This is a genomic window from Kocuria dechangensis (assembly GCF_014636775.1).
Taxonomy (GTDB): domain Bacteria; phylum Actinomycetota; class Actinomycetes; order Actinomycetales; family Micrococcaceae; genus Kocuria; species Kocuria dechangensis.
Genome location: NZ_BMEQ01000007.1, coordinates 131,333 through 152,032, shown reverse-complemented (window position 1 = coordinate 152,032; position 20,700 = coordinate 131,333). Strand labels below are relative to the sequence as shown.

Sequence of the window (20,700 nt, the reverse complement as noted above, 5' to 3'; positions counted from 1 at the left end):
GTCAGCCGATCCGGGTGGAGCCGTTTTTGCCCTCGAGGACCTTCTTGGAGGGCTTGGTGAACTTGCCCGTGCTGTAGTCCTCCGCGACGTCCTGCATGAAGCGCTGCCACTGGGCGCCGGCGTAGGTCGACCCGTCCACCCAGTCGGTGTCCGAGCCGCCCCGCTGGCCGCCGATGGACAGATCGTTCAGGGAGCGGGAGCCGAACTCGTAGTTGCCCACCCAGGAGGCGGTGGCCAGGCCCCGGGTGTAGCCGACCATCCACGTCTGGGTGGAGTTGTCGGTGGTGCCGGTCTTCGCGGCGGACGCCTCGGGCAGGTCGATGCCGCGCTTGTAGCCGGAGCCGCGCACGAGCACCTGCTCGAGGACGTAGTTCACGCCGTCCGCCACGTCCTTGCTGATGACCTGCTCGCAGGAGGTCTCCGGGATCTTGTACTCCTTGCCGGTGTAGTCGACCACCTTGGACAGGGCGCGGGGCTCGCACAGCTGGCCGCGGTTGGCGAACGCGGCGTACGCCTGCGCCATCGTCATGGGGGAGATGTCCACGGAGCCGCCCAGCAGCGCCGAGAGCACGGTGGTGTCCACGGGGTCGCCCGTCTTGCCGTCGATGATGCCGAGGGCCTCGGAGATCTCGCCGATCTCGCACAGGTCCATCTCCTCCGCCATCGCGTAGATCGCGGTGTTGATGGAGTTGTAGAGGCCGTACTCCACCGGCATGGAGCGGGCGTACCCGGACTCGGCGTTCTGGATCTCGAAGCCCTGGGAGTTCTCGCCGGGCTCGATCTTGTACCCGCCCTCCAGGCAGGAGGCCTTCCACCGGTGGTCCGCCGGCCACTTGGTCTGGGAGGCGTCGACGACGTCCTTGACGCCCTTGCCGCTGTCGATCCACGCGGCCAGGGTCAGCGGCTTGTAGGTCGAGCCGACCTGGAAGCCGCCGGCGCCGCCCATCCACGAGTCCACGTTGAAGTTGTAGGTGGTGTTGGAGTTGCCCTCCGCCGTGGAGTAGTACGTGTTCTGCGCCATCGCCACGATGTTGCCGTTGGAGGGCTCGAGGGACACGAGGGCGGTCGAGACCTTGTCCGGGTTGTCGTCCCGCGGCTGGGTCCGGTTGACCTCCTCCTCGGCCTTGCGCTGGGCGTCGGCGTCGAGGGTGGTCGTGATGGTGAGCCCGCCGCGCTGCAGCGTGGTGAGCCGCTCCTCGGGGGTCTCGCCGAAGGCGGAGTCCTGGAGGATGGCGTTCTCGACGTAGTCGCAGAAATACGGCGCCGTCTCAGCGGCCGAGCACCCGGAGTTGGTGGGGTGCAGGTCCACCACGACCGGCTCGGCCACCGCGGCGTCGTGCTCCGCCTGGGTGATCGACCCGGTGAGGAGCATGGTGTCCAGCACCAGGTTGCGCCGCTCCGTGGAGGCCTCGGGGTTGGCCGCGGGGTCGTAGTAGTTGGGGGACTGCACCATGCCGGCCAGGATCGCCGACTGGGAGATGCTCAGCTCGGAGGCGGGGATGCCCCAGTAGTACTGGGCCGCGGCCTCCACGCCGTAGTTCTGGCCGCCGAAGAGCACCATGTTCAGGTACCCCTCGAGGATCTGCTCCTTGGACAGCTCCTCCTCCATGGACAGGGCGAGCTTGATCTCCTTGATCTTGTCCATGTAGCCCTTGTTCGCACCCAGCGTGGACGCCTCCTCGCCCGCCCGGTCCTGGGCGTCGATGATGAGGTTGTTCACGTACTGCTGGGTGATCGTCGAGGCGCCCTGGCGGGCGTCGGGCCGGATGATGTTGTTGCCCATCGCGCGGACGATGCCCTTGAGGTTCACCCCGCCGTGCTCGTAGAACTCCCGGTCCTCGATCGAGAGCAGGGCGTCGACCATGTGCGGGGAGATCTGGTCCAGCGAGACGGGGGTGCGGTTCTGCGCGTAGAAGGTGGCGATCTCGGTGCCGTCGCGCGCCACGACGGTGGAGGCGCGGGACATCGGCCCGGTCTCCATCGTGGCGGGGAGGTCCTTGAACCACCCGATCGAGGCGTTGGCGGCGAGGCCTGTCGCAGCTGCGGGGGGCACCAGGAGACCGGCGGCGACGACGCCGGCGACGATGCTCGTGGCGATGAACGCCACGACGTTGCCGAGGGCCGACGGTGCCTGGGTGGCAGAGTTCTTGCGGGAAGGCATTGCGCCAGTCTACAAGCGCAACCATGGTGTCCCCTGGTGTGGGGCTGGTCACGGGTGCCGCGCGTCCCGCCGTTCGTGGCTACGCTGGGCCCATGACAACCTGGGAATACGCCACCGTGCCGCTCATGATCCATGCCACCAAGCAGATCCTCGACAACTGGGGGGAGGACGGCTGGGAGCTCGTCACCGTCCTGCCCGGCTCCGTGCAGGCCGACGTCCCCGCCGGGAACGTGAACGCGCCCGTGCAGACCAACCCCATCGCCTACTTCAAGCGCCCCAAGAACTGACCGCCGCAGCGCGCGTCCGGAGGACTCCATGAGCACCAGCTCCACCGTCGAATCCCGTCTCGCCGAGCTCGGCCTCGAGCTCCCGCCCGTGGCGGCCCCCGTGGCCGCCTACGTCCCCGCCGTGGTCAGCGGCTCCTGGGTGCACACCTCGGGCCAGCTCCCCTTCGTGGACGGCGCGCTGCCCGCCACCGGCAAGGTCTCCTCCTCCGGCGCGGACGGCACCGTCTCCCCGGAGGCCGCGAAGGAGCTCGCCGCCCGGGCGGCGCTCAACGCCGTGGCCGCCGTCAAGGACCGGATCGGCGACCTCGACCGGGTGACCCGCATCGTCAAGGTGGTGGGCTTCGTGTCCTCCGACCCGTCCTTCACCGGCCAGCCCGGCGTCATCAACGGGGCGTCCGAGCTGCTGGGCCGGATCTTCGGGGACGCCGGCGTGCACGCGCGCTCCGCGGTGGGCGTCGCCGTCCTCCCGCTCGACTCGCCGGTCGAGGTGGAGCTGGTTGCAGAGTTCAGCTGAGCACCACTCCCGCGCGCCCCTGACGGGCCGGCTGCCCGTCGTCCGCTGGTTCGACATCCCCGAGCGCCACCGCGAGGCCGCCCGGACGTGGCTCGAGCGCGGGGCCGGGATGCCCGGCAGCACGCCCACGCCGGCGTCCGCGGTCGTCTTCGTGCGGGACGGGGAGCGCGGGGTCGAGACGTTCCTCACGTACCGGCCCGGCAACTCCCCGCTGGGGGTGGTCGGCTTCCCGGGCGGGCCCGTGGAGGCCCACGACGACGAGCCCATGGACTGGGCCGGGCCCGCGCCCGCGGAGTGGGCGCGCAGGCTCGGCACCGACGACGTCGGCCGCGCCCGCCGCGCCGTCGTCGCGGCCGCGCGCCAGGCCTTCGAGGAGGTGGGCGTGCTGCTGGCAGGCGTCGACCCCATGAGCACGGTGGAGTCCGTGGAGGGCGCCGAGTGGATGCGCTCCCGGGAGGCCCTGGCGCTGGGCGACGTGTCCCTCGCCGAGGTGCTCCGGCGGCGCCGGCTCGTGCTGCGCTCCGACCTGCTCCGGCCGCTCGCGCACTGGGTCACCTCGGACTTCGTCCACCGCCGCTTCGACATCCACTACTTCACCGCGGTGGTCCCGGACGGGCAGGTCGAGTCCCTGCTCGAGTCCAAGGGCGTGTGGGGCCGCTGGGTGGACGCCTCGCAGGCGATCGCCGACCCGGAGGGCACCTGGCTCGGGGACCTCGTGGGGCAGGAGGACACCGTGGGCCGCACCCTCGCGGACCTCTCGTCCCCCGGCGTGCAGTGCGTCCTGGAGTCGGTGGCCGAGTGCTCCTCCGCCATCGCCTTCCTCGCCCGCAAACGCAGCGTCGTCACCCGCAACCCGGTGCTCGAGGTGCGGGACGGCCGGCCCGTGCTGCGGCTGGACTGGACCTGACCGGCGGGCCCCGCCCCGCGCCAGCACGCACGACGGCCCGGCACCCTCCACGGGTGCCGGGCCGTCGTGCGTGCTGGGGTCAGCGGCTGCGCTGCTTGAGCCGCTGCAGGTCGAGGATCACCACGGCGCGGGCCTCGAGCCGGATCCAGCCGCGCTGGACGAACTCGGCCAGCGCCTTGTTCACGGTCTCGCGGGAGGCGCCGACGAGCTGGGCCAGCTCCTCCTGGGTCAGCTCGTGCGCCACCAGGATGCCGTCGGTCGCAGGACGGCCGAAGCGGTCCGCCAGGTCCAGGAGGGCCTTGGCCACGCGGCCGGGGACGTCGGAGAACACGAGGTCCGCCAGGCTCTCGTTGGTCCGGCGCAGGCGCCGGGCCAGCGCCTGCAGCAGCTGCGCGGAGACGTCCGGGGAGCGCTCGATGACCTTCTTGAGGTTCTCGTGCTTGAGCCCGGCCAGGCGGGTCTCGGACACGGCGGTCGCGGAGGTGGACCGGGGGCTGGGGTCGAACAGCGCCATCTCGCCGAACAGCTCGCCCGGGCCCATGATCGCCACGAGGCTCTCGCGGCCGTCGGGAGCGGTGCGGCCGAGCTTGATCTTGCCGGAGACGATGAAGTAGAGCTGGTCGCCCGGGTCGCCCTCGTGGAAGAGGGACGAGCCGCGGGAGAGCTCCACCTCGGTGAGCTCCTCGGTCAGGGCGGCGAACGCCTGGTCGTCCAGGGACGCGAACAGGGGGGCGCGGCGGAGGACGTCGATATCCATGGTTCTCCTCGGGGTCGCGCCACCGGCGCTGCGAGCGACGACGGTGGCGGGCGATGTCAGCGGGAGCCGCTCGCACCCGTGTGTGAGCGGCCTAACGTACCTGACGTTCACTGTAGTGTCTCGGACGCGCGTTTCCCAAGGAAGGGCCCGCCGGGCCCCGCCCCTTCCGGCGCGGCGGCGGGCGCGGTCCACAGTTCTCCCAGCAGCGCTTCCTATGCTGGTGGCTCGCCGCCCGCCCCGCCCCGCCCCCAGAGGAAGCCGATGCCCCTGTCCTTCAACGTGCTCGACCTCCTGCTGGGGGTCCTGCTGCTGGGCTACCTGCTCCACGGGTTCCGCCGAGGCTTCTTCAACTCCCTGTTCTCCCTGGCCGGCTTCGTGGCCGGGGCGGCCGCCGCCCTGTGGGCCGCTCCCGCCGTCAGCGCCCAGGTGCAGCCCGAGCACCGGCTGGGCGCGGTCCTGGTGACCGTCCTGCTCCTGCTCGTCGTGGGCCAGCTGCTCGGCGGGGCCGTCGGCCGGGCCCTGTCCGCGGTCACCGACCGGATGCGGCTCGGTCCCCTCAACAGGGTCGGGGGAGCGGTCCTCGAGGTGGCCGTGGCGGCGTTCGTCCTCTCGCTGCTCGCCTCGCTCGTGGGCCAGCTCGGCATCCCCGTGATCTCCCAGCAGGTCGCGTCCTCGGCGGTGCTGCGCACCATCGACGAGCGCACCCCCGAGTCCGTGCGCTCCGCCGTGACCCAGGCCAGGGAGGCCGTCGACGGCGCCACCGGCATCCGCGAGCTGGACGCGCTGCTGTTCCCGGCCCAGGAGGCGCCCGCCGAGAGCGTGGACACGCCCGCGTTCGCCCGGGCCGGCGAGTCCGTGGTGAAGGTCTACGGCACGGCGGTCCAGTGCAGCCAGCAGCAGACCGGTTCCGGCTTCGTCACCGCGCCCGGCCAGGTGGTCACGAACGCCCACGTGGTCGCCGGCGTGGACCAGCCCGTGGTGCAGACCCGGGACGGCCGGGTGCACACCGCCGCGGTGGTGCACTACGACCCGGCCGCGGACCTCGCCGTGCTCTCCTCGCCCACCCTGCCGCTGCCCGCCCTGCCGCTGGGGCAGGACCCCGGCGCCGGGGACCTCGTGGCGTTCATGGGCTATCCGCTGGGCGGTCCGTTCACCGCCGAGCCCGCCACCGTCCAGGGCTCGGCGCGCGCGCCCATGCAGGGCGTGGACGGCGGCGCGGCCGCGACCACGGAGATCATCCAGCTGGCCGGGAACGTCCAGCAGGGCAACTCCGGGGGGCCGCTGGTCGCCGAGGACGGGTCCGTGGTGGGCGTCGTGTTCGCGAAGGCCCTCGAGGGCGAGGTCGGCTACGCCCTCACCCTCGAGGAGCTGCGCGCGGCGCTCGGCGCCGCGGCGGTCAGTCCCGGGGCCGTGGTCCCGGGCGCCTGCGCCGCCTGAGGCTCAGCCCTCCAGCGTGCGCAGCAGCCAGTCGACCGCCATCTCGTAGCCGAACGCGCCCGCGCCGGCGATGACGGCGTCGGCCTGGAGCGAGACGAAGGACGTGTGCCGGAACTCCTCCCGCCGGTGCACGTTGGAGATGTGCACCTCGACGATCGGCACGTCGGCGGCCTCGAGGGCGTCGTGGATCGCGATGGAGTAGTGGGTGAACGCCGCCGGGTTGATCACGATCGCCGCGCCCTCGGCGCGCGCCTCCTGGATCCGGTCCACCACGTCCCCCTCGTGGTTGGACTGGTGGAAGGAGACCTCCCAGCCGCCGGCGGCGGCGCGGGTGCGGACGGCGGCCTCGATGTCGGCGAGCGTCGTGGTGCCGTACACCTCGGGCTTGCGGGTCCCGAGCAGGTTCAGGTTGGGGCCGTTGAGGACGTAGATCGGTTTGCGCATGGCACACATTGTCCCCCGTCCTGTCCCCTGCCGCGGTCGCGGGTGGGCCCAGGAGGGCGAACGCCCCCCTCGCGCACGGCGCGAGGGGGGCGCTGCGGGCGCCCGCCTACTTGGCGAGCGACTCCACGATCTGCTGCATCACGGTCTGGTCCGCGAGGGTGGTGACGTCGCCGACCGGGCGGTCCTCGGCGACGTCCTTGAGCAGGCGGCGCATGATCTTCCCGGAGCGGGTCTTGGGCAGCTCCGGGACGATGAGGACCTTCTTGGGCTTGGCGATCGGGGAGATCTCCTTGCCCACGTGGGCGCGCATCTCCTCGGCGAGCTCGGCCTTGTCCCGGCCCTGGGCCTCGGCCTGGTCGGAGAGGATCACGAACGCGATGACGGCCTGGCCGGTGGTCTCGTCGGCGGCGCCCACGACGGCGGCCTCGGCGACCGACGGGTGGGACACGAGCGCGGACTCGATCTCCGGGGTGGAGAGGCGGTGGCCGGAGACGTTCATGACGTCGTCCACGCGGCCCAGGATCCAGACGTCGCCGTCGGCGTCGCGCTTGGCGCCGTCCCCGGCGAAGTACATGTCGCCGAAGCGGGACCAGTAGGTGTCCACGTAGCGGTCGTCGTCGCCCCAGATGGTGCGCAGCATGGCCGGCCACGGCTCGCGGACCACCAGGAAGCCGGCGACCTCGTTCTCCAGGGTCTGGCCGGTGTCGTCCACGACGTCCACCTTGATGCCGGGGAGCGGGACCTGTGCCGAGCCGGGCTTGGCCACGGTGACGCCGGGCAGCTGGGAGATCATGATCGCGCCGGTCTCGGTCTGCCACCAGGTGTCCACGATCGGGCAGCGGCCGCCGCCGATGACGCGGTGGAACCAGGTCCAGGCCTCCGGGTTGATGGCCTCGCCCACGGTGCCCAGCACGCGCAGGGAGGAGAGGTCGTACTCGGCGGGGATCTCCTCGCCCCACTTCATCATGGTGCGGATCGCGGTGGGGGAGGTGTACATGATCGTCACGCCGTACTTCTGGACGATCTCCCAGAACCGGCCGCGGTGCGGGGAGTCCGGGGTGCCCTCGTAGATCACCTGGGTGGAGCCGTTGACCAGGGGCGCGTAGGTGACGTAGGAGTGGCCGGTGACCCACCCGACGTCGGCGGTGCACCAGTAGACGTCGGTCTCGGGCTTGAGGTCGAACACGTTCTTGTGGGTGAACGCTCCCTGCGTCAGGTAGCCGCCGGTGGTGTGGACGATGCCCTTGGGCTTGCCCGTGGTGCCGGAGGTGTAGAGGACGAACAGCGGGTCCTCCGCGTTCTGCTCGGACGGGGTGTGCTCCGTGGAGGCGGAGCCGAGGGCCTCGTGCCACCACACGTCGCGGCCCTCGGCCATCTCGACCTCGGCCTCGTTGCGCCGGACCACCAGCACGTGCTGGACGCTCTGCCCGCCGCGGGACAGGGCGTCGTCCACGGCCGGCTTGAGCATGGACGGCTTGCCGCGGCGGAAGGAGCCGTCGGCGGTGACCACGAGCTTGGCCTGGCCGTCCTCCACGCGGGAGAGCAGGGCGTCGGCGGAGAAGCCGCCGAAGACCACGGAGTGGATCGCGCCGATGCGGGCGCAGGCCAGCATCGCGATGACGGCCTCGGCGATCATCGGCAGGTACAGGGCCACGCGGTCGCCCTTGGTGACCCCCAGGGACTCCATCGCGTTGGCGGCCTTGGAGACCTCGTCCTTGAGTTGCGCGTAGGTGTAGGTGCGGCTGTCGCCGGGCTCGCCCTCGAAGTGGATGGCGACGCGCTCGCCGTTGCCGGCCTCGACGTGGCGGTCCACGGCGTTGTAGCAGGCGTTGAGGGTGCCGTCCTGGAACCACTTGGCGAACGGCGGGTTCGACCAGTCGAGGACCTCGGTGAACTCCTTCTTCCAGGTCAGCAGCTCGCGCGCCTGGCGGGCCCAGAAGTCGGTGCCCTCCTCCTCGGCCTGCCGGTACAGCTCCGCGGTGGCGTTGGCCTGGGCGGCGAACTCGGGGCTGGGGGCAAAGGTCTTGGTCTCGACAGGAGTGGTGTCCGAAGCCATGTGGTCTTCCCTTCTCGTGGCGCGCCGGACACGGACCCCCGATGGCACCGGACGTCCGTGTCGCAGCTCACATAGTGTCGTTTTCACCCTAGACGATCGGCACATCCCGATCCACAATGCCCACGCCGTGCGGGGTCACGGAACCGCCGCCGGGGCGCGGCCTAGAATCGGGGCATGCTCCCACCCGCCGTGCCCCGCCCACCCGCCCACCTGCGCGTCGTGGACCCCGCGAAGGCCCGGGCCGGCGCCGCGCGGCGCCGCCGGACCGGCAGGGCGGAGTCCCCGCTCGCGCGCAAGCGGCGGGCCCGCCGGATCAACGCGGTCCTCGCCGAGGCGTACCCCTACGCGGTGGCCGAGCTCGACTTCGCGTCCCCCTACCAGCTGCTGGTGGCCACCGTGCTCTCCGCCCAGACCACGGACGTGCGCGTGAACTCGGTGACCCCGCGCCTGTTCGCGGCGTACCCGGACCCGCGCTCCCTGGCCGAGGCGGACGAGGCGGAGGTCCAGGAGATCGTCCGCCCGCTCGGCTTCTACCGGGCCAAGACCCGGGCCGTCCAGATGCTGGCCCAGAAGATCGTCGACGACTTCGACGGCGAGGTGCCCGGCCGGCTCGAGGACCTCGTCACCCTGCCCGGCGTGGGCCGCAAGACCGCGAACGTGGTCCTGGGCAACGCCTTCGGCGTCCCCGGCCTCACGGTGGACACGCACTTCGGCCGGCTCGCCCGCCGGTTCGGCTGGAGCGAGGAGGAGGACCCGGTCAAGGTCGAGCGCGACGTCGCGGAGCTGTTCGAGCCCAAGGACTGGACGGACCTGTCCCAGCGCCTCGTCTACCACGGGCGGAGGATCTGCCACTCCCAGCGCCCCGCCTGCGGGGTGTGCCCCGTCGCGGACCTGTGCCCCTCCTACGGCAGCGGGCCCACGGACGCCGCGGAGGCCGCGCAGCTGCTGAAGTACGAGTTCGCCCCGGGCCGCGAGGAGCTCCTCGACGCGTTCATGGCCGGCCGCACCCGCGCGCAGCTGCAGGACGACGGATGGGCGCTGAGCCCGTGAGCGCGCGCGGCCAGGCCTACGACGACCTGCTCCGGGTGGCCCGCCACGGCCACCTGCTGCAGATGGAGGACCGCGAGCCGTGGCGGATCGGGCGGATCGACGACAACTACCGGCGCTCCGCCGTGCTCATCCTCTTCGGGGCCCTCGACGACCTCCCGTCCCACTCCGCCGAGGTCACGGCCGAGCACGCGCACGGGGTGGGCCGCGACCTCGACGTCCTGCTCGTGCAGCGGGCCGCGACGCTGCGCTCCCACCCGGGCCAGGTCGCCTTCCCGGGCGGCCGCCTGGACCCCGAGGACGGGAACCCGCACGAGCTGCTGAGCGTGCCCGGCGGGGCGGTGAGCGCCGCCCACGTGCGCGCGGCCCTGCGCGAGGCCGAGGAGGAGACCGGGCTCGAGCCCGCGGGCGTGGAGGTGCTCGGCGCCCTCGCCCCCGTGCCCCTGCCGGTCTCCAACCACCTCGTCACCCCCGTCCTGAGCTGGTGGCGGGAGAGCTCCCCGGTCGACGTCGTGGACCACGCCGAGTCCTCGCTCGTGTTCCGCGTCCCAGTGCTGGACCTGATCGACCCGGCGAACCGGCACTACGCGAGCGTGACCCGCGGCCGGCAGACCTACCGCTCGCCCGCCTTCACCGTGCCGGTCCCCGGGGGGACGCCCGCCGCCGGCGCCTCCTCGACGGCCCCGGGACCGCCCGCCGTGACGGTGTGGGGGTTCACCGGCGTGCTGCTGGACCGGGTGCTCACCGCGCTGGGCTGGTCCGTGCCGTGGGACACCACCAGGGTGCTGCCGGCTCCCCTCTAGCACATCCGGCCGGCGGGCCGCGGGCCCGCCGCAACATTGCGGTCCTCCGCAACATTCGGGGTCCCGGCAGGGACCCACCGATACGATTCCTGGGTCCCCCGCTTCCACGACACGCCCCCAGGAGGCCCCGGTGCCAACCCCCCGCCCGCACCGGCCCGGGCTCGCCGAGCAGCTCAGCGCCGCCCGCCGCCGCCGCGGCCTCTCCGTGCGCGCGCTGGCCGCTGCCTGCAACCTCCCCGCCAGCACCATCCAGGGCTGGCTCAGCGGCGCGCACCTGCCCGGCCCGGCCCTGCGCGGGGAGTTCACGACCCTGCTGGAGGCCCTCGAGCTGACCGGCGAGAAACCCGCCCGGCAGTGGTGGGAGGACGTCAACCGCGCCCGCGGGACCGGCCAGCCCGCCGCCGTCCCCTACGTGGGGCTGCGCTCCTACCGGCCGGAGGACGAGAGCCACTTCTTCGGCCGGGCCGCGGAGGTCGCCGAGCTCGGCGCCCGCGTCGCGGCGCTCGCGGCCGCGGACGGCCCCCGGATCCTCGCCGTGGTGGGGGCCTCGGGCGCCGGCAAGTCCTCCCTGCTGGGCGCCGGCCTGCTCGGCCGGCTGCGCGCCGAGGGCCAGCCCCTGCACGGGTGGTCCGCCGTCGCCACCACCCCCGGCCGGGAGCCGGAGGAGCGTCTGGTCCGGGCCCTCGCCCCCGGCCCCGACCTGCTCGTGATGGACCAGCTCGAGGAGCTGTGGACCGGCTCCCGCGACCCCGACCAGCCCGGACGGTTCCTCGACCGGCTGGCGGAGGCGAGCCGGGAGCACGTGGTCGTGGTGGGCCTGCGCGCCGACTTCTTCGGCACCGCCAGCCGGCACCCGGAGCTGCGGCGCGCCCTGGAGCGGCCCGTGCTCCTCGGCGCCCTGACCCGCGAGCAGCTGCGGCAGATCGTCGTGGGCCCCGCCGAGGCCGTGGGCGCCCGCGTCTCCCCGGACCTGGTGGACGTGATCCTGCGCGACGTCGCGCCGCGCGGCACGGAGGTCGGCGTGGGCCTGCTGCCCATGCTCTCCCAGGCCCTCCTGGGCACCTGGGAGCACGCCCGCACGCGCGAGCTCACCGTGGCCGACTACCACGCCGCCGGCGGCATCACGGAGGCCGTGGACCGGCGCGCCGAGGAGGTCCTGGCCGAGCTGGAGCCGCACGAGCAGGAGCTGGCGCGGGTCGTCTTCCTGCGCCTGGTCCGGGTGGCCGGCACCGGCTCCGCGGGGACGGTCGTGCGCACCCCGGTCTCCCGGGACGAGCTGCCGGAGGGCGCCGCCGCCGTCGTCGAGCACTACGCCCGGGCGCGGCTGCTGACCATCGACCGCGACGAGATCCAGCTCAGCCACGAGTCCCTGCTCGACCACTGGGACCGGCTCTGCCGCTGGATCGAGGACGCCCGCCGCGACCTCTTCGTCCGCCAGCAGCTGCAGCGCGCCACCCAGATGTGGCTGGCCAACGACCGCGACCCCCTCGCGCTCATCCCCCTGGGCCAGCTCGCGTCCTTCCGCGACTGGACCGGGGACCCCCGGCAGCAGGCGCTGCTGAGCCCCGCGGAGCGCGCCTACCTCGAGGAGAGCGAGCGCCACTACGACGACGTCCTGGCCCTCGAGCGCCGGCGCACCCGCCAGATCAAGCGCCGCGGGAGGGTGGCCTCCGTGCTGCTCGCCCTCGCGGTGGTCGCCGCCGTGGTCGCGGCGGGCCTCGGGCACCGCGCCGAGCACTACCAGGCGCAGGCCGAGTCGGCCCGCGACGATGCCCTCTCCCGCCAGACGGCGCTGGAGGCCTCCCGGATCCGGGGGGAGTCGCCCGACCTCGCCGCGCAGCTGAGCCTGGCCGCCTACCGGCTCGCGCCCACCCGGGAGGGGGTCTCCGCCCTGATCGACGCCACCGCGGTCACGAACTCGGAGCGCCTGCTCGGCCCGCAGGTCGCGTCCCGGCTCGCGGCCCTGGACGACGGCTCGGTCGTGGCCCGCGCCGCCGGGGACGGCACGCTCTCCGTGTGGCGGGACTCCGAGCGCCTCGCCACGGGACGGGAGGACGTCGCCGTGGTCGACGGCGCCCCGGGCCTGCGGGACGTGGACCTGGTCACCCGGGACGGCCGCGTCCTCGCGGCGACGGGCGGGCTCGGGCACGTCAGCCTCTGGGACGTCACGCAGCGGCCGGCACAGCTGCTGGCAGAGCTCGAGGGCGCGGCCGGCACGGAGACGCCCGTCAACGCGGTGGCGTTCTCCCCGGACGGGCGGCAGCTGCTGGCCGGCGGGACGGGCGAGGTGCTGCGCTGGTCGCTCGCGGACCCGGGCGCGCCCGGCCGGCTCCCGCCGCTGGAGCTCGCCGGGGACGACGACGTGACCGCGCTCGCGGCCGCCTCCGACGGCACCGTCTACGTGGGCGGGTCCGCCACCGGCATCGACCGGTTCTCGGCGCCGGGCCCCGCGGCGGAGCGGATCGAGCCCGTCCCCACCGGTCGCCGGGTCCTGTCCCTGGACCTGGAGGGCGCGCGGCTGGCCGCGGGCCTGGCGGCCCGCGAGCTCCGCCTGTTCGACGTCGCCGGGCGGGAGCTCAAGGAGGCGGGGAGCATCGCGGGCTTCGACAGCTGGGTCAGCGACGTCGACCTCTCGCCCGACGGCGAGCGGCTCGTCTCCGCCAGCTACGACCAGAACGCCTACGTCCACCGGGTCTCCGACGGCTCCCGGGTCCAGGTCTACCCGACCCCGGCGCGGGTCACCAGCGCGCTGAGCGTGGGCGGACGGGTGCTGACCGCCTCGCAGGACGGGACCACTCGCGCGTGGGACCGCCACGGACCGGTCGTCGAGCGCCGCGACGAGCCCGTCTACCAGCTCTCGACCGACCGGGAGAACACCGTCATGAGCGTCGTGGGCATCGGCGAGGACGTCGTCTCGCTCCTGGACCTCACCGCCGAGCACCCCGGTGAGCTCCCCGCCCCGCGGGCGCCGCGGGGCGAGGAGCTGTGGTTCGCCGGCACGGTCGCCCCCGACGCCTCGTTCGTGGGGGGCGGCACCCGGGACGGCGACCTGCTGGTGTGGCCGCTCGAGGAGGGCCGCCCCGGCGAGCCCACGAAGACCCGGGCCATCGACGCCGGGATCACCGGCGTCGACGTCAGCGCGGACGGCACGTCGCTGGCGGCGTGGTCCGAGGTGGGCACGGAGGTCGCCCTCCTGCGCCGCGCGGGGGACGGCTCGGTCCGCCGGTCCGCCGCGCTGCCGGTGACCGGCACGGAGGCCGCGGGGTTCCACCCCTCGGGCGGCCTGCTGGCCACCGCCGACGACGCGACGCACGTCGTGCTGTGGGACGTCACCGACCCGGAGGCGCCGCGGCGGGAGGCCACCCTCGACCTCGAGGCCGTGGCCACCTCGCTGACCTTCTCCCCGGCCGCGGACCTCATGGCCGTGGGCACGGAGAGCGGGCAGGTCCTCCTGTGGGACGTCTCCGACCCGGCCGAGCCCCGGCGCGTCGCCGGGACCTCCGACGCGCTGTCCTCGGTGAAGGGGCTGCAGTTCTCCCCGGAGGGGGACACCCTGGCGGGGGCCTCGGGGGACAAGTTCGTGTGGATGTGGCGGGTGGAGGACGGCCGGATCGAGGTCGTCGGGGCCCTGTCCGCCTCCGGCGACCGGATGAACGACGTCGACTTCGTCGGTGACCGCCTGATCGCGACGGGCGACGACGGGGTCGTGCGCAGCTGGCTGGTCGACGTCGACGCCGCCGCCGCGCACGTGTGCGCGCAGCGCGGGGACCCGGTCACGCAGGAGGAGTGGGACCGGCACGTGCCCGGCGCGGACTACCGCGGGCTGTGCTGAGGCCCGCCCCGCGGGGTGCTCACTTGGCGTCCGCGTAGGACTCGACCACGGCCACGGTCACCGGGAACTCCACCGGGATCCGCCCGAACACGATCCGGGCCGCCTGCGCTGCGCACTCCCGGACCAGCTCGCCGGCCCGCGCGGCGTCGGCCCGCGCGCAGTGCAGCACGATCTCGTCGTGCAGGAAGAACACGAGCTCCGCGTCCAGGGCCTCCCGCGCCAGGGCGGAGCGGATGCTCCCCATCCAGCACATCGCCCACTCCGCCGCGGTGCCCTGCACCACGAAGTTGCGGGTGAACCGGCCCTGGGCGCGGGCCATGGCCCCGGCGCGCCGTTCCGCCTCCGCGGTCGAGAGATCCCGCTGGGCGGCGTCCCAGGCGGGCCCGGGCGGCGGTGACCACCGGCCCAGGTGCGTGCGGACCTGCCCGCCGGACTCGCCCACCCGGGCCGCGCGCTCCACGTAGTCCACGGCTCGCGGGAACATCCGGGCGAGGTGGGGCATCAGCCGGCCGGACTGGCCGGTGGTGGCCCCGTACATGGCACCCAGCATCGCCACCTTGGCCTGCGGGCGCTCGGTGAGCTCCGAGCCGCGCTCCTCGCCGAGGTCCGCGATCGACTGGTAGAGGTCGCGCCCGCGGGAGGCCGCGGCCAGGGCGTCGTCGTGGGCCAGGGCGGCCAGGACGCGCGGCTCGAGCTGGGCGGCGTCGGCGACGACGAGGACGCGGCCCGGGTCCGCGCGCACCGCGTCCCGCACCACGTGGGGGATCTGGAGGGCCCCGCCGCCGCGGGCCGCCCACCGGCCCGTGACCACGCCGCCCACCACGTACTCCGGGTGGAACCGGCCGGCCCGCACCCAGGTGTCCAGCCAGTGCCAGCCGTTGGCGCTGAGCAGCCGGGCCTGCTTCTTGTGCTCCAGGACCGGCGCGATCAGCTCCTGCCGCTGCGCGGCCAGGCCCGGCACGGCCCGCGCCCACTCGACGAGCTCCCACTGCCGGGTGCTCGCGACGTCGATCCCCGCCGCGCGCAGGGCCTTGAGCAGCTCCTGCGGGGAGTCCGGGTTCAGCCCGGGCGCCCGCAGCACCTGCCGCAGCCGCCGGACGGTGGCCTCCATCTTCTCCGGGCGCTCGCCGGGCGGGGGTTCGGGGCCCAGCGCGTCCTCCAGCAGGGCGCGGTGGACGTCCTCCCGCCAGGGCACCCCGGCGTGCTGCATCTCCGCCGCGACGAGCGCGCCCTGCGACTCGGCGGCCAGCAGCAGGCTCAGCCGCCGCGGGTCCGCGGCGCCGGCCACGGCGGCCAGCTGGGCGCGCAGCTCGCCGGCGAGCGCCGTGACGGCCGGTCCGCCGGCGCGCGGCAGGTCGAACAGGCTCGTCTGGTCCTGGGCGGGCCGCGGGGGCGGGAGCAGACCGGGGGCCTCGTCCGGGCGCAGGGGCTCGAGGACGGGCCGGTAGGGGAGGGGGCCGTCGGCCCCCGAGCCGTGGGCGGTCGCGGCGGTGGCGAGGATCGCCTGGCACAGCCGCAGGTCGTGGCACCGGTCGACGCGCACCCCCGCCGCCAGCAGCTCGGGGTAGACGGCCGCGGTGCGCTCCCAGGTCCAGCGCGGCGGCGTGGCACCGGCGCGCCGGGCGGCCTCCTCCCGCTCGGCCACGAACGCCGCGAGCTCGCCCGGGGGCACGACGATCTCGGCCCCGTCCGGGTCGCCGGAGCCCGTGAGGGGCTGGACCCGGTGCCCGCCCGGGCCCTCCGTCGACGTTCCCACCACGATGTGCACCCGCTCATTGTCCTGCACGGATCCGTCATCCTACGGCCGGGGCCCGGACTGCACACGCGACGGCCGGATCCCGTGGCCGCGCCGGCCCGTCCACAGCGCCGGGAGCTGCCGCCCGTCGTCCGGGACCGTGCGCCGAGAGTGGGGCCATGAGCACCGCCGCCCCGCGCCCCGCGACCCCCTTCCCGGCCCCCGCGGACCTCCCCGCCGTCCTTCCGGCGGCGCGGGCCCGCACGGTGCGGCTCGTCACCGACGACGACGCCCTGCGCGCCACGGTGGAGCGCGTCTGCGCCTCCGCGGGCGCGGAGCTGGTCCCCGTCCCGTTCCCCGTCCCGTTCTCCGGCGCGGCGCCCGGCCCCGCCGCGGACGCCGAGCTGCTGGACGTCCGCCGCGCGGGGACCGGCCGCGTGGCCCCGGGCACCGTCCTCCTGGGCCGCCCCGAGGACACCGGGCTCTGGGACCGCGCCGCCGAGCTCGGCGGCTGCCCCGTGGCCGTGCTCCCGGACGCCGCCGGGTGGCTGGCCGACCGCCTCGCCGCGGTGCCCGGCGGCCCGCCCGGCACCGGGCGGCGCGGACGGGTCCTCGGCGTCCTCGGCGCCGTCGGCGGAACGGGCACGTCCACGCTCGCGTGCTGGCTCGCCGACCGCGCCGCGGGCGACGGCCGTCCCGCGGTGCTCGTGGACGGCGACCGCGAGGGCTGCGGGATCGACGTCCTGCTCGGCCTCGAGGACCGGGACGCCCTGCGCTGGCCGGACCTGCTGCGGATCGCAGGGACCGTGCACGCCGAGCAGCTGTGGCCCGCCCTCGCCCGCACGGGGCAGCTGCGCTGGCTCTCCTGGGGCCGGTCCCGGCCGGACGAGGCCCCCGCCCCCTACGCTCCCGTGCTCGACGCCCTGCGCCGGGCCGCGGCCGTCGTCGTCGTGGACCTGGGCCGCGCCGGACCGGCGACGCCGGAGACCGCGGCCCTGTGCGACGAGGTGCTCGTCGTCGCCCCGCGCACCGTGCACGGGGTGCTGGCCGCCCGCCGGGCCGCCGAGCTCCTGGCCGGCGTCCCCGCCCGGCTCGTGCCGGCGGGGCTCAACGTCGCCGACCTCGACGACGCCCTCGCCGAGACCACCACCGGGCTCCCCGTCGCGGGGCAGGTGCGCTTCGACGGCTCCGTGCCCGAGGCCGCCGAGACCGGCCGGCTGCTGGAGGCCGGGCGCTCCCGGCGCGCCGCCAGGGACGTGGCCCGGCTCCTCGACGCCGTGGGGCCGGCGCGGTGAACGGCACGGTCCCGCGGCAGGGGTCCCGCCCGGCGGACGCCGCCCTGCTCGACGACGTCCGGGACCGGCTGCTCTTGGCCCCCGGCCCCGTCACGGACGCGGACATCGCCGAGGCCGTGCGCGCGAGCGGCCGGGTGCTGGGCGCCGCGGGGACCCTCCACGCCGTCCAGGCGGTCCGCGCCGAGCTCACCGGGCTCGGCCCGCTCGAGCCGCTCCTGCCCCGCCAGGGCCTCACCGACGTCTACGTCAACGGCCCCGACCAGGTGTGGGTCGAGACCCAGGACGGAGTGCGTCGCGTCGAGTCCCCCTTCGGCTCCGACGCCGAGGTCCGTGCCCTGGCCGTCCGCCTGGTCACCGCCGCCGGGCGCCGGCTCGACGCGGCCCACCCCTGCGCGGACGTCCAGACCGCGGCCGGCTACCGCGTGCACGCCGTGCTCCCGCCGGTCTCCACGGGCGGGACGCTGCTGTCCGTCCGGTTCCGCGCCCCCGCCGCGCTGTCGCTCGACGACCTGGTGGCCGCGGGGGCCGTCCACCCCGAGCTGGCGCGGCTGCTCGCCGCGGCCGTGCGGTCCGGCACGAACTTCCTGGTCAGCGGGGCCACCGGCGCCGGGAAGACCACTCTGCTCAACGCCCTGCTCTCCTGCGCCCCGGCCCACGAGCGGCTCGTGCTGATCGAGGACGCCGCGGAGCTGCGCCCGGCGCACCCCCACGTGGTCGGCCTCCAGGCGCGGCACGCCAACGCCGAGGGCGCGGGGCGGATCGACCTCGCCGAGCTCGTCCGCCAGGCCCTGCGCATGCGCCCCGACCGGATCGTGGTGGGGGAGTGCCGCGGCGCGGAGGTCCGGGAGCTGCTCACCGCCCTCAACACCGGCCACGCCGGGGCCGGGACCGTCCACGCCAACTCCGCGGCCGCCGTGCCCGCCCGGCTCGCGGCGCTGGGCGCCCTGGCCGGGATGAGCCGGGAGGCCGTGGTGCTGCAGGCCGCGAGCGCCCTGGACCTCCTCGTCCACGTCGCGCGCGACGCCGGCCCGCGGGAGGTGCGGACCCTGTCCCTGCTGGAGGAGCGGGACGGCGCACTCGTCGCGCGGCCCGCGGCCGTCCGCTCGGGGAGCGGGGTGCAGCCCGGTCCCGGCTGGGACGCACTGTGCGCCCTGCTGGACCGCCCTCTCACCCCGGCCCGGGGCAGGACCTCCCCGGGCCGCCCGGAGGGGGCGTCGTGACCGCCGTCCTCGTCCTCGGCCTGTGCCTGGCAGGCTGCGCCACCGCGCTCGCCGGCGGCCCGGCCCCCAGGGTCCGCGCCCTGGCGCGCCCCGCGCCCGGCCCCGCGCCGGGTCCCTTCGCCCGGCTGCGGCGGCGGTTCTCCCGCGACGCGGCCGCCGAGGCCGCCGAGTGGGTGGTCCTGCTGCGCCGGATCGCGGCGCTGCTGCAGGCCGGGCGGTCCCCGGCCGCCGCCTTCGAGGGCGCCGCCCCGCCCGACCGGCGCGGCCCCGGCACCGCCACCGGACGGCACCTCCGCCTGCTGTGCGCCTCCGTGGCCGCGGCCTCCCGCCTGGGCCTGGGCACCTCCGCCGCGCTCACGGCCGTCCCGGCACCGGCGCTGGGCCACCGCGGGCTGGAGCGGCGGGCCGTGGCGACGACCGCCGAGCTCGCGCTGTGCTGGGAGGTCTCGGAGCGCACCGGCGCGCCTCTCGCCGGTCTGCTCGAGGGCCTCGCCGACGCCCTGGAGGCGGAGCTGGACGCCGACGCCGCGCGCAGCAGCGCCCTGGCCGGTCCCCGGTCCACCGTCCGGGTCCTGTCCTGGCTGCCGGTGCTCGGCATCGGGTTGGGGATGCTCATGGGCGTCGACCCCCTCGGCACGCTGCTGACCACGCCGTGGGGCCTGGCGGCGCTCGCCGCCGGGGCCGTGCTGACGGCTGCGGGCCGGGTCTGGACCCGGGCGCTCATCGCCCGCGCCGAGGCGGCGGGGGCACGGTGAGCGGGCTCGTCCTGCTGGTCGCTCCGGCGCACGTCGTCGCGGCACCGGCCTTCACCGCACCGGTCCTGGTAGCACCGGCCTTGGCGGCACCAGTCGTCACCGCACCGGTCCTGGTGGCGCCGGTCCTGACGGCGCTCCTGCTCGCCGCGGCCGCCGCGGCACTCCTCCCGCCGAGGTCCCGCCTCCTGGGGCCCGTCCGCCGGCCGGGGCCGGGGACGGGGATCGGGACGAGGACGGGGACCGGGGCAGGACGCCGTCGCGGGTCCCGGTGCGGGGACCGCCCCCACCCGACGGAGCCCGCGGTGTCCGCCGGGGTGCTCGTGGAGCTGACCGCGTCGATGCTCGACGCCGGCCTGCCGCTCGCGGAGGCCGTCGCCGTCCTGGGCAGCCACCACAGGGACGCCGCCGGGACCGTCCTGGGCGGTGTGGGCGCCGGCCTGCGCCTCGGCCTGCCGTGGGAGACGGCCTGGGCCTCCGCCGGAGACCTTCCCCCGCACCTGGAGGACTACCGCCGGGCGCTGGCGTTCACCGCGACCTCCGGGGCGCCGTCCGCCCGCAGCCTGCGCAGTCAGGCGGCCCAGGTGCGCCGGGCCGCCTACCGCCGCGCCGAGCGCGCCGCCGAGGCCCTGTCCGTGCAGCTGGTCCTGCCGCTCGGGCTGTGCTCCCTGCCGGCCTTCGTCTGCTGGGGCGTGCTGCCGGTCGTCATGGGCCTCGTGCCGGAGGTCTTCGCATGACCGGCCGCGCCGCCGCCCGCCGCGCCGCCGCCCGCCGCGCCGCCGGCTGCCGGAGCCGCGCTCCTCCGAGCCGCTCCCGCTCCCGTTCTCGTCCTCCCCGCCTCGTCCGCCCGTGCCCACCGGGACACGCCTCGTCCCGCTCTGCCACTCCGCACGTTTCGTACAGCAGTTCCGCACAGCGGTTCTGCACCGCACGTTCCGCACCGTCGTCCCGCAGCGCTCCTGCGCCGGGACTCGCACCGAAAGGACCCGTCATGTCCCCGCACCAGAATCCCGTCCAGCCCGTGGCGCCGGCGCCCGCCGCCGACGCCGCCAGAGCCGCCGCCCCCGCTGTCGATGCCGTGAGCCCCGCGGCGGCCGCCCGGCCGCTCTCCGGAGGATCGGCCGATCTCGGCGCGACCACCGTCGAGTACGCGATCGTCGTCCTCGCCGCCGCGGCCTTCGGCGGCGTCATGGCCGCCGTGCTCGCGTCCGGCCAGGTCCAGGAGCTCCTCATGGGGCTCATCACCAAGGCGCTCTCCGTCTGAGCGGCTGAGCGCCTGAGCGGCTGAGCGCCTGAGCGGGCGGAGCCCGTGGCGCGAACCGTCGTCGCGGGCCCCGCCGGCTCGGCGCCGTCCCGGCCCCGCCCTGCCCGCTGCTGCCCTGTTCCGGCCCGCCCGGCCGCGATCCGTTCCGATCCGTCCTGATCCCGTCCCGATCCGTCCGGGTCCGCCCCC

General features: G+C 75.4%; 17 protein-coding genes. 12 read left to right on the top strand and 5 right to left on the bottom strand.

The window, feature by feature from the left end; translation table 11 throughout:
* Position 1: 1 nt before the first annotated feature.
* Complete coding sequence (locus tag IEW07_RS09010) at positions 2-2,161, bottom strand: transglycosylase domain-containing protein (protein ID WP_188536394.1); 2,160 nt, start codon at positions 2,159-2,161, stop codon at positions 2-4.
* 92 nt (positions 2,162-2,253) lie between these two features.
* Here IEW07_RS09010 and IEW07_RS09005 point away from each other — a divergent pair, with 92 nt between their 5' ends.
* The 3 genes from IEW07_RS09005 to IEW07_RS08995 are packed head-to-tail and all read left to right on the top strand — an operon-like array spanning position 2,254 to position 3,869.
* Entirely contained in the window at positions 2,254-2,448 is a 195-nt protein-coding gene (locus IEW07_RS09005) for a DUF4177 domain-containing protein (protein WP_188536391.1), read from the top strand.
* A gap of 28 nt (positions 2,449-2,476) precedes the next feature.
* Positions 2,477-2,962, top strand: coding sequence for a RidA family protein (locus tag IEW07_RS09000; protein WP_188536390.1), 486 nt, complete (start codon positions 2,477-2,479; stop codon positions 2,960-2,962).
* A complete protein-coding gene (locus IEW07_RS08995; RefSeq protein WP_229741688.1) occupies positions 2,946-3,869 on the top strand; it encodes an NUDIX hydrolase in 924 nt (307 codons plus the stop codon). The genes IEW07_RS09000 and IEW07_RS08995 overlap by 17 nt, the downstream gene beginning before the upstream one ends.
* Positions 3,870-3,948: 79 nt before the next feature.
* On the opposite strand, the gene IEW07_RS08990 is transcribed toward IEW07_RS08995, so the two are convergent.
* On the bottom strand, positions 3,949-4,626 hold the full coding sequence (locus tag IEW07_RS08990) for a Crp/Fnr family transcriptional regulator (RefSeq protein WP_188536388.1): 678 nt from the start codon (positions 4,624-4,626) through the stop codon (positions 3,949-3,951).
* Between the two features lie 261 nt (positions 4,627-4,887).
* Here IEW07_RS08990 and IEW07_RS08985 point away from each other — a divergent pair, with 261 nt between their 5' ends.
* Complete coding sequence (locus IEW07_RS08985) at positions 4,888-6,063, top strand: MarP family serine protease (protein WP_188536386.1); 1,176 nt, start codon at positions 4,888-4,890, stop codon at positions 6,061-6,063.
* A 3-nt stretch (positions 6,064-6,066) separates the two neighbouring features.
* On the opposite strand, the gene aroQ is transcribed toward IEW07_RS08985, so the two are convergent.
* Both aroQ and acs read right to left on the bottom strand, forming a co-directional pair.
* Positions 6,067-6,507, bottom strand: coding sequence for a type II 3-dehydroquinate dehydratase (aroQ, locus tag IEW07_RS08980; protein WP_188536384.1), 441 nt, complete (start codon positions 6,505-6,507; stop codon positions 6,067-6,069).
* A gap of 106 nt (positions 6,508-6,613) precedes the next feature.
* Positions 6,614-8,563, bottom strand: coding sequence for an acetate--CoA ligase (gene acs, locus IEW07_RS08975; RefSeq protein ID WP_188536382.1), 1,950 nt, complete (start codon positions 8,561-8,563; stop codon positions 6,614-6,616).
* A gap of 174 nt (positions 8,564-8,737) precedes the next feature.
* On the opposite strand from acs, the gene nth reads away from it, so the two are divergent.
* From nth to IEW07_RS08960, 3 genes are all read left to right on the top strand, one after another.
* Positions 8,738-9,613, top strand: coding sequence for an endonuclease III (gene nth / locus IEW07_RS08970; protein ID WP_188536380.1), 876 nt, complete (start codon positions 8,738-8,740; stop codon positions 9,611-9,613).
* Positions 9,595-10,413, top strand: a complete 819-nt coding sequence (locus IEW07_RS08965; protein WP_188536378.1) for an NUDIX hydrolase — start codon at positions 9,595-9,597, stop codon at positions 10,411-10,413. The genes nth and IEW07_RS08965 overlap by 19 nt, the downstream gene beginning before the upstream one ends.
* Positions 10,414-10,543: 130 nt before the next feature.
* Positions 10,544-14,245, top strand: coding sequence for an nSTAND1 domain-containing NTPase (locus IEW07_RS08960; protein ID WP_188536376.1), 3,702 nt, complete (start codon positions 10,544-10,546; stop codon positions 14,243-14,245).
* A gap of 19 nt (positions 14,246-14,264) precedes the next feature.
* On the opposite strand, the gene IEW07_RS08955 is transcribed toward IEW07_RS08960, so the two are convergent.
* Positions 14,265-16,031 (bottom strand): bifunctional 3'-5' exonuclease/DNA polymerase, encoded by a 1,767-nt coding sequence (locus IEW07_RS08955; protein ID WP_229741686.1) that lies wholly within the window; start codon positions 16,029-16,031, stop codon positions 14,265-14,267.
* Between the two features lie 128 nt (positions 16,032-16,159).
* On the opposite strand from IEW07_RS08955, the gene ssd reads away from it, so the two are divergent.
* From ssd to IEW07_RS08930, 5 genes are all read left to right on the top strand, one after another.
* Entirely contained in the window at positions 16,160-17,275 is a 1,116-nt protein-coding gene (gene ssd, locus IEW07_RS08950; protein ID WP_188536375.1) for a septum site-determining protein Ssd, read from the top strand.
* On the top strand, positions 17,272-18,495 hold the full coding sequence (locus tag IEW07_RS08945; RefSeq protein WP_229741685.1) for a TadA family conjugal transfer-associated ATPase: 1,224 nt from the start codon (positions 17,272-17,274) through the stop codon (positions 18,493-18,495). Before ssd ends, IEW07_RS08945 begins: the two co-directional genes overlap by 4 nt.
* Entirely contained in the window at positions 18,492-19,250 is a 759-nt protein-coding gene (locus tag IEW07_RS08940; protein ID WP_188536373.1) for a type II secretion system F family protein, read from the top strand. The genes IEW07_RS08945 and IEW07_RS08940 overlap by 4 nt, the downstream gene beginning before the upstream one ends.
* Positions 19,247-19,984, top strand: coding sequence for a type II secretion system F family protein (locus IEW07_RS08935; protein ID WP_229741683.1), 738 nt, complete (start codon positions 19,247-19,249; stop codon positions 19,982-19,984). Before IEW07_RS08940 ends, IEW07_RS08935 begins: the two co-directional genes overlap by 4 nt.
* A 254-nt stretch (positions 19,985-20,238) precedes the next feature.
* On the top strand, positions 20,239-20,511 hold the full coding sequence (locus tag IEW07_RS08930; protein ID WP_188536371.1) for a DUF4244 domain-containing protein: 273 nt from the start codon (positions 20,239-20,241) through the stop codon (positions 20,509-20,511).
* Positions 20,512-20,700: the final 189 nt, after the last annotated feature.

What these genes read in the sequence shown, in the direction of transcription:
- IEW07_RS08930 (WP_188536371.1), top strand. Translation starts at nt 20,239, where the DNA reads ATGTCCCCGCACCAGAATCCCGTCCAGCCCGTGGCGCCGGCGCCCGCC.
- IEW07_RS08965 (WP_188536378.1), top strand. Translation starts at nt 9,595, where the DNA reads ATGGGCGCTGAGCCCGTGAGCGCGCGCGGCCAGGCCTACGACGACCTG.
- IEW07_RS09010 (WP_188536394.1), bottom strand. Translation starts at nt 2,161, where the DNA reads ATGCCTTCCCGCAAGAACTCTGCCACCCAGGCACCGTCGGCCCTCGGC.
- acs (WP_188536382.1), bottom strand. Translation starts at nt 8,563, where the DNA reads ATGGCTTCGGACACCACTCCTGTCGAGACCAAGACCTTTGCCCCCAGC.
- IEW07_RS08985 (WP_188536386.1), top strand. Translation starts at nt 4,888, where the DNA reads ATGCCCCTGTCCTTCAACGTGCTCGACCTCCTGCTGGGGGTCCTGCTG.
- ssd (WP_188536375.1), top strand. Translation starts at nt 16,160, where the DNA reads ATGAGCACCGCCGCCCCGCGCCCCGCGACCCCCTTCCCGGCCCCCGCG.
- nth (WP_188536380.1), top strand. Translation starts at nt 8,738, where the DNA reads ATGCTCCCACCCGCCGTGCCCCGCCCACCCGCCCACCTGCGCGTCGTG.
- IEW07_RS09005 (WP_188536391.1), top strand. Translation starts at nt 2,254, where the DNA reads ATGACAACCTGGGAATACGCCACCGTGCCGCTCATGATCCATGCCACC.
- IEW07_RS09000 (WP_188536390.1), top strand. Translation starts at nt 2,477, where the DNA reads ATGAGCACCAGCTCCACCGTCGAATCCCGTCTCGCCGAGCTCGGCCTC.
- IEW07_RS08990 (WP_188536388.1), bottom strand. Translation starts at nt 4,626, where the DNA reads ATGGATATCGACGTCCTCCGCCGCGCCCCCCTGTTCGCGTCCCTGGAC.
- aroQ (WP_188536384.1), bottom strand. Translation starts at nt 6,507, where the DNA reads ATGCGCAAACCGATCTACGTCCTCAACGGCCCCAACCTGAACCTGCTC.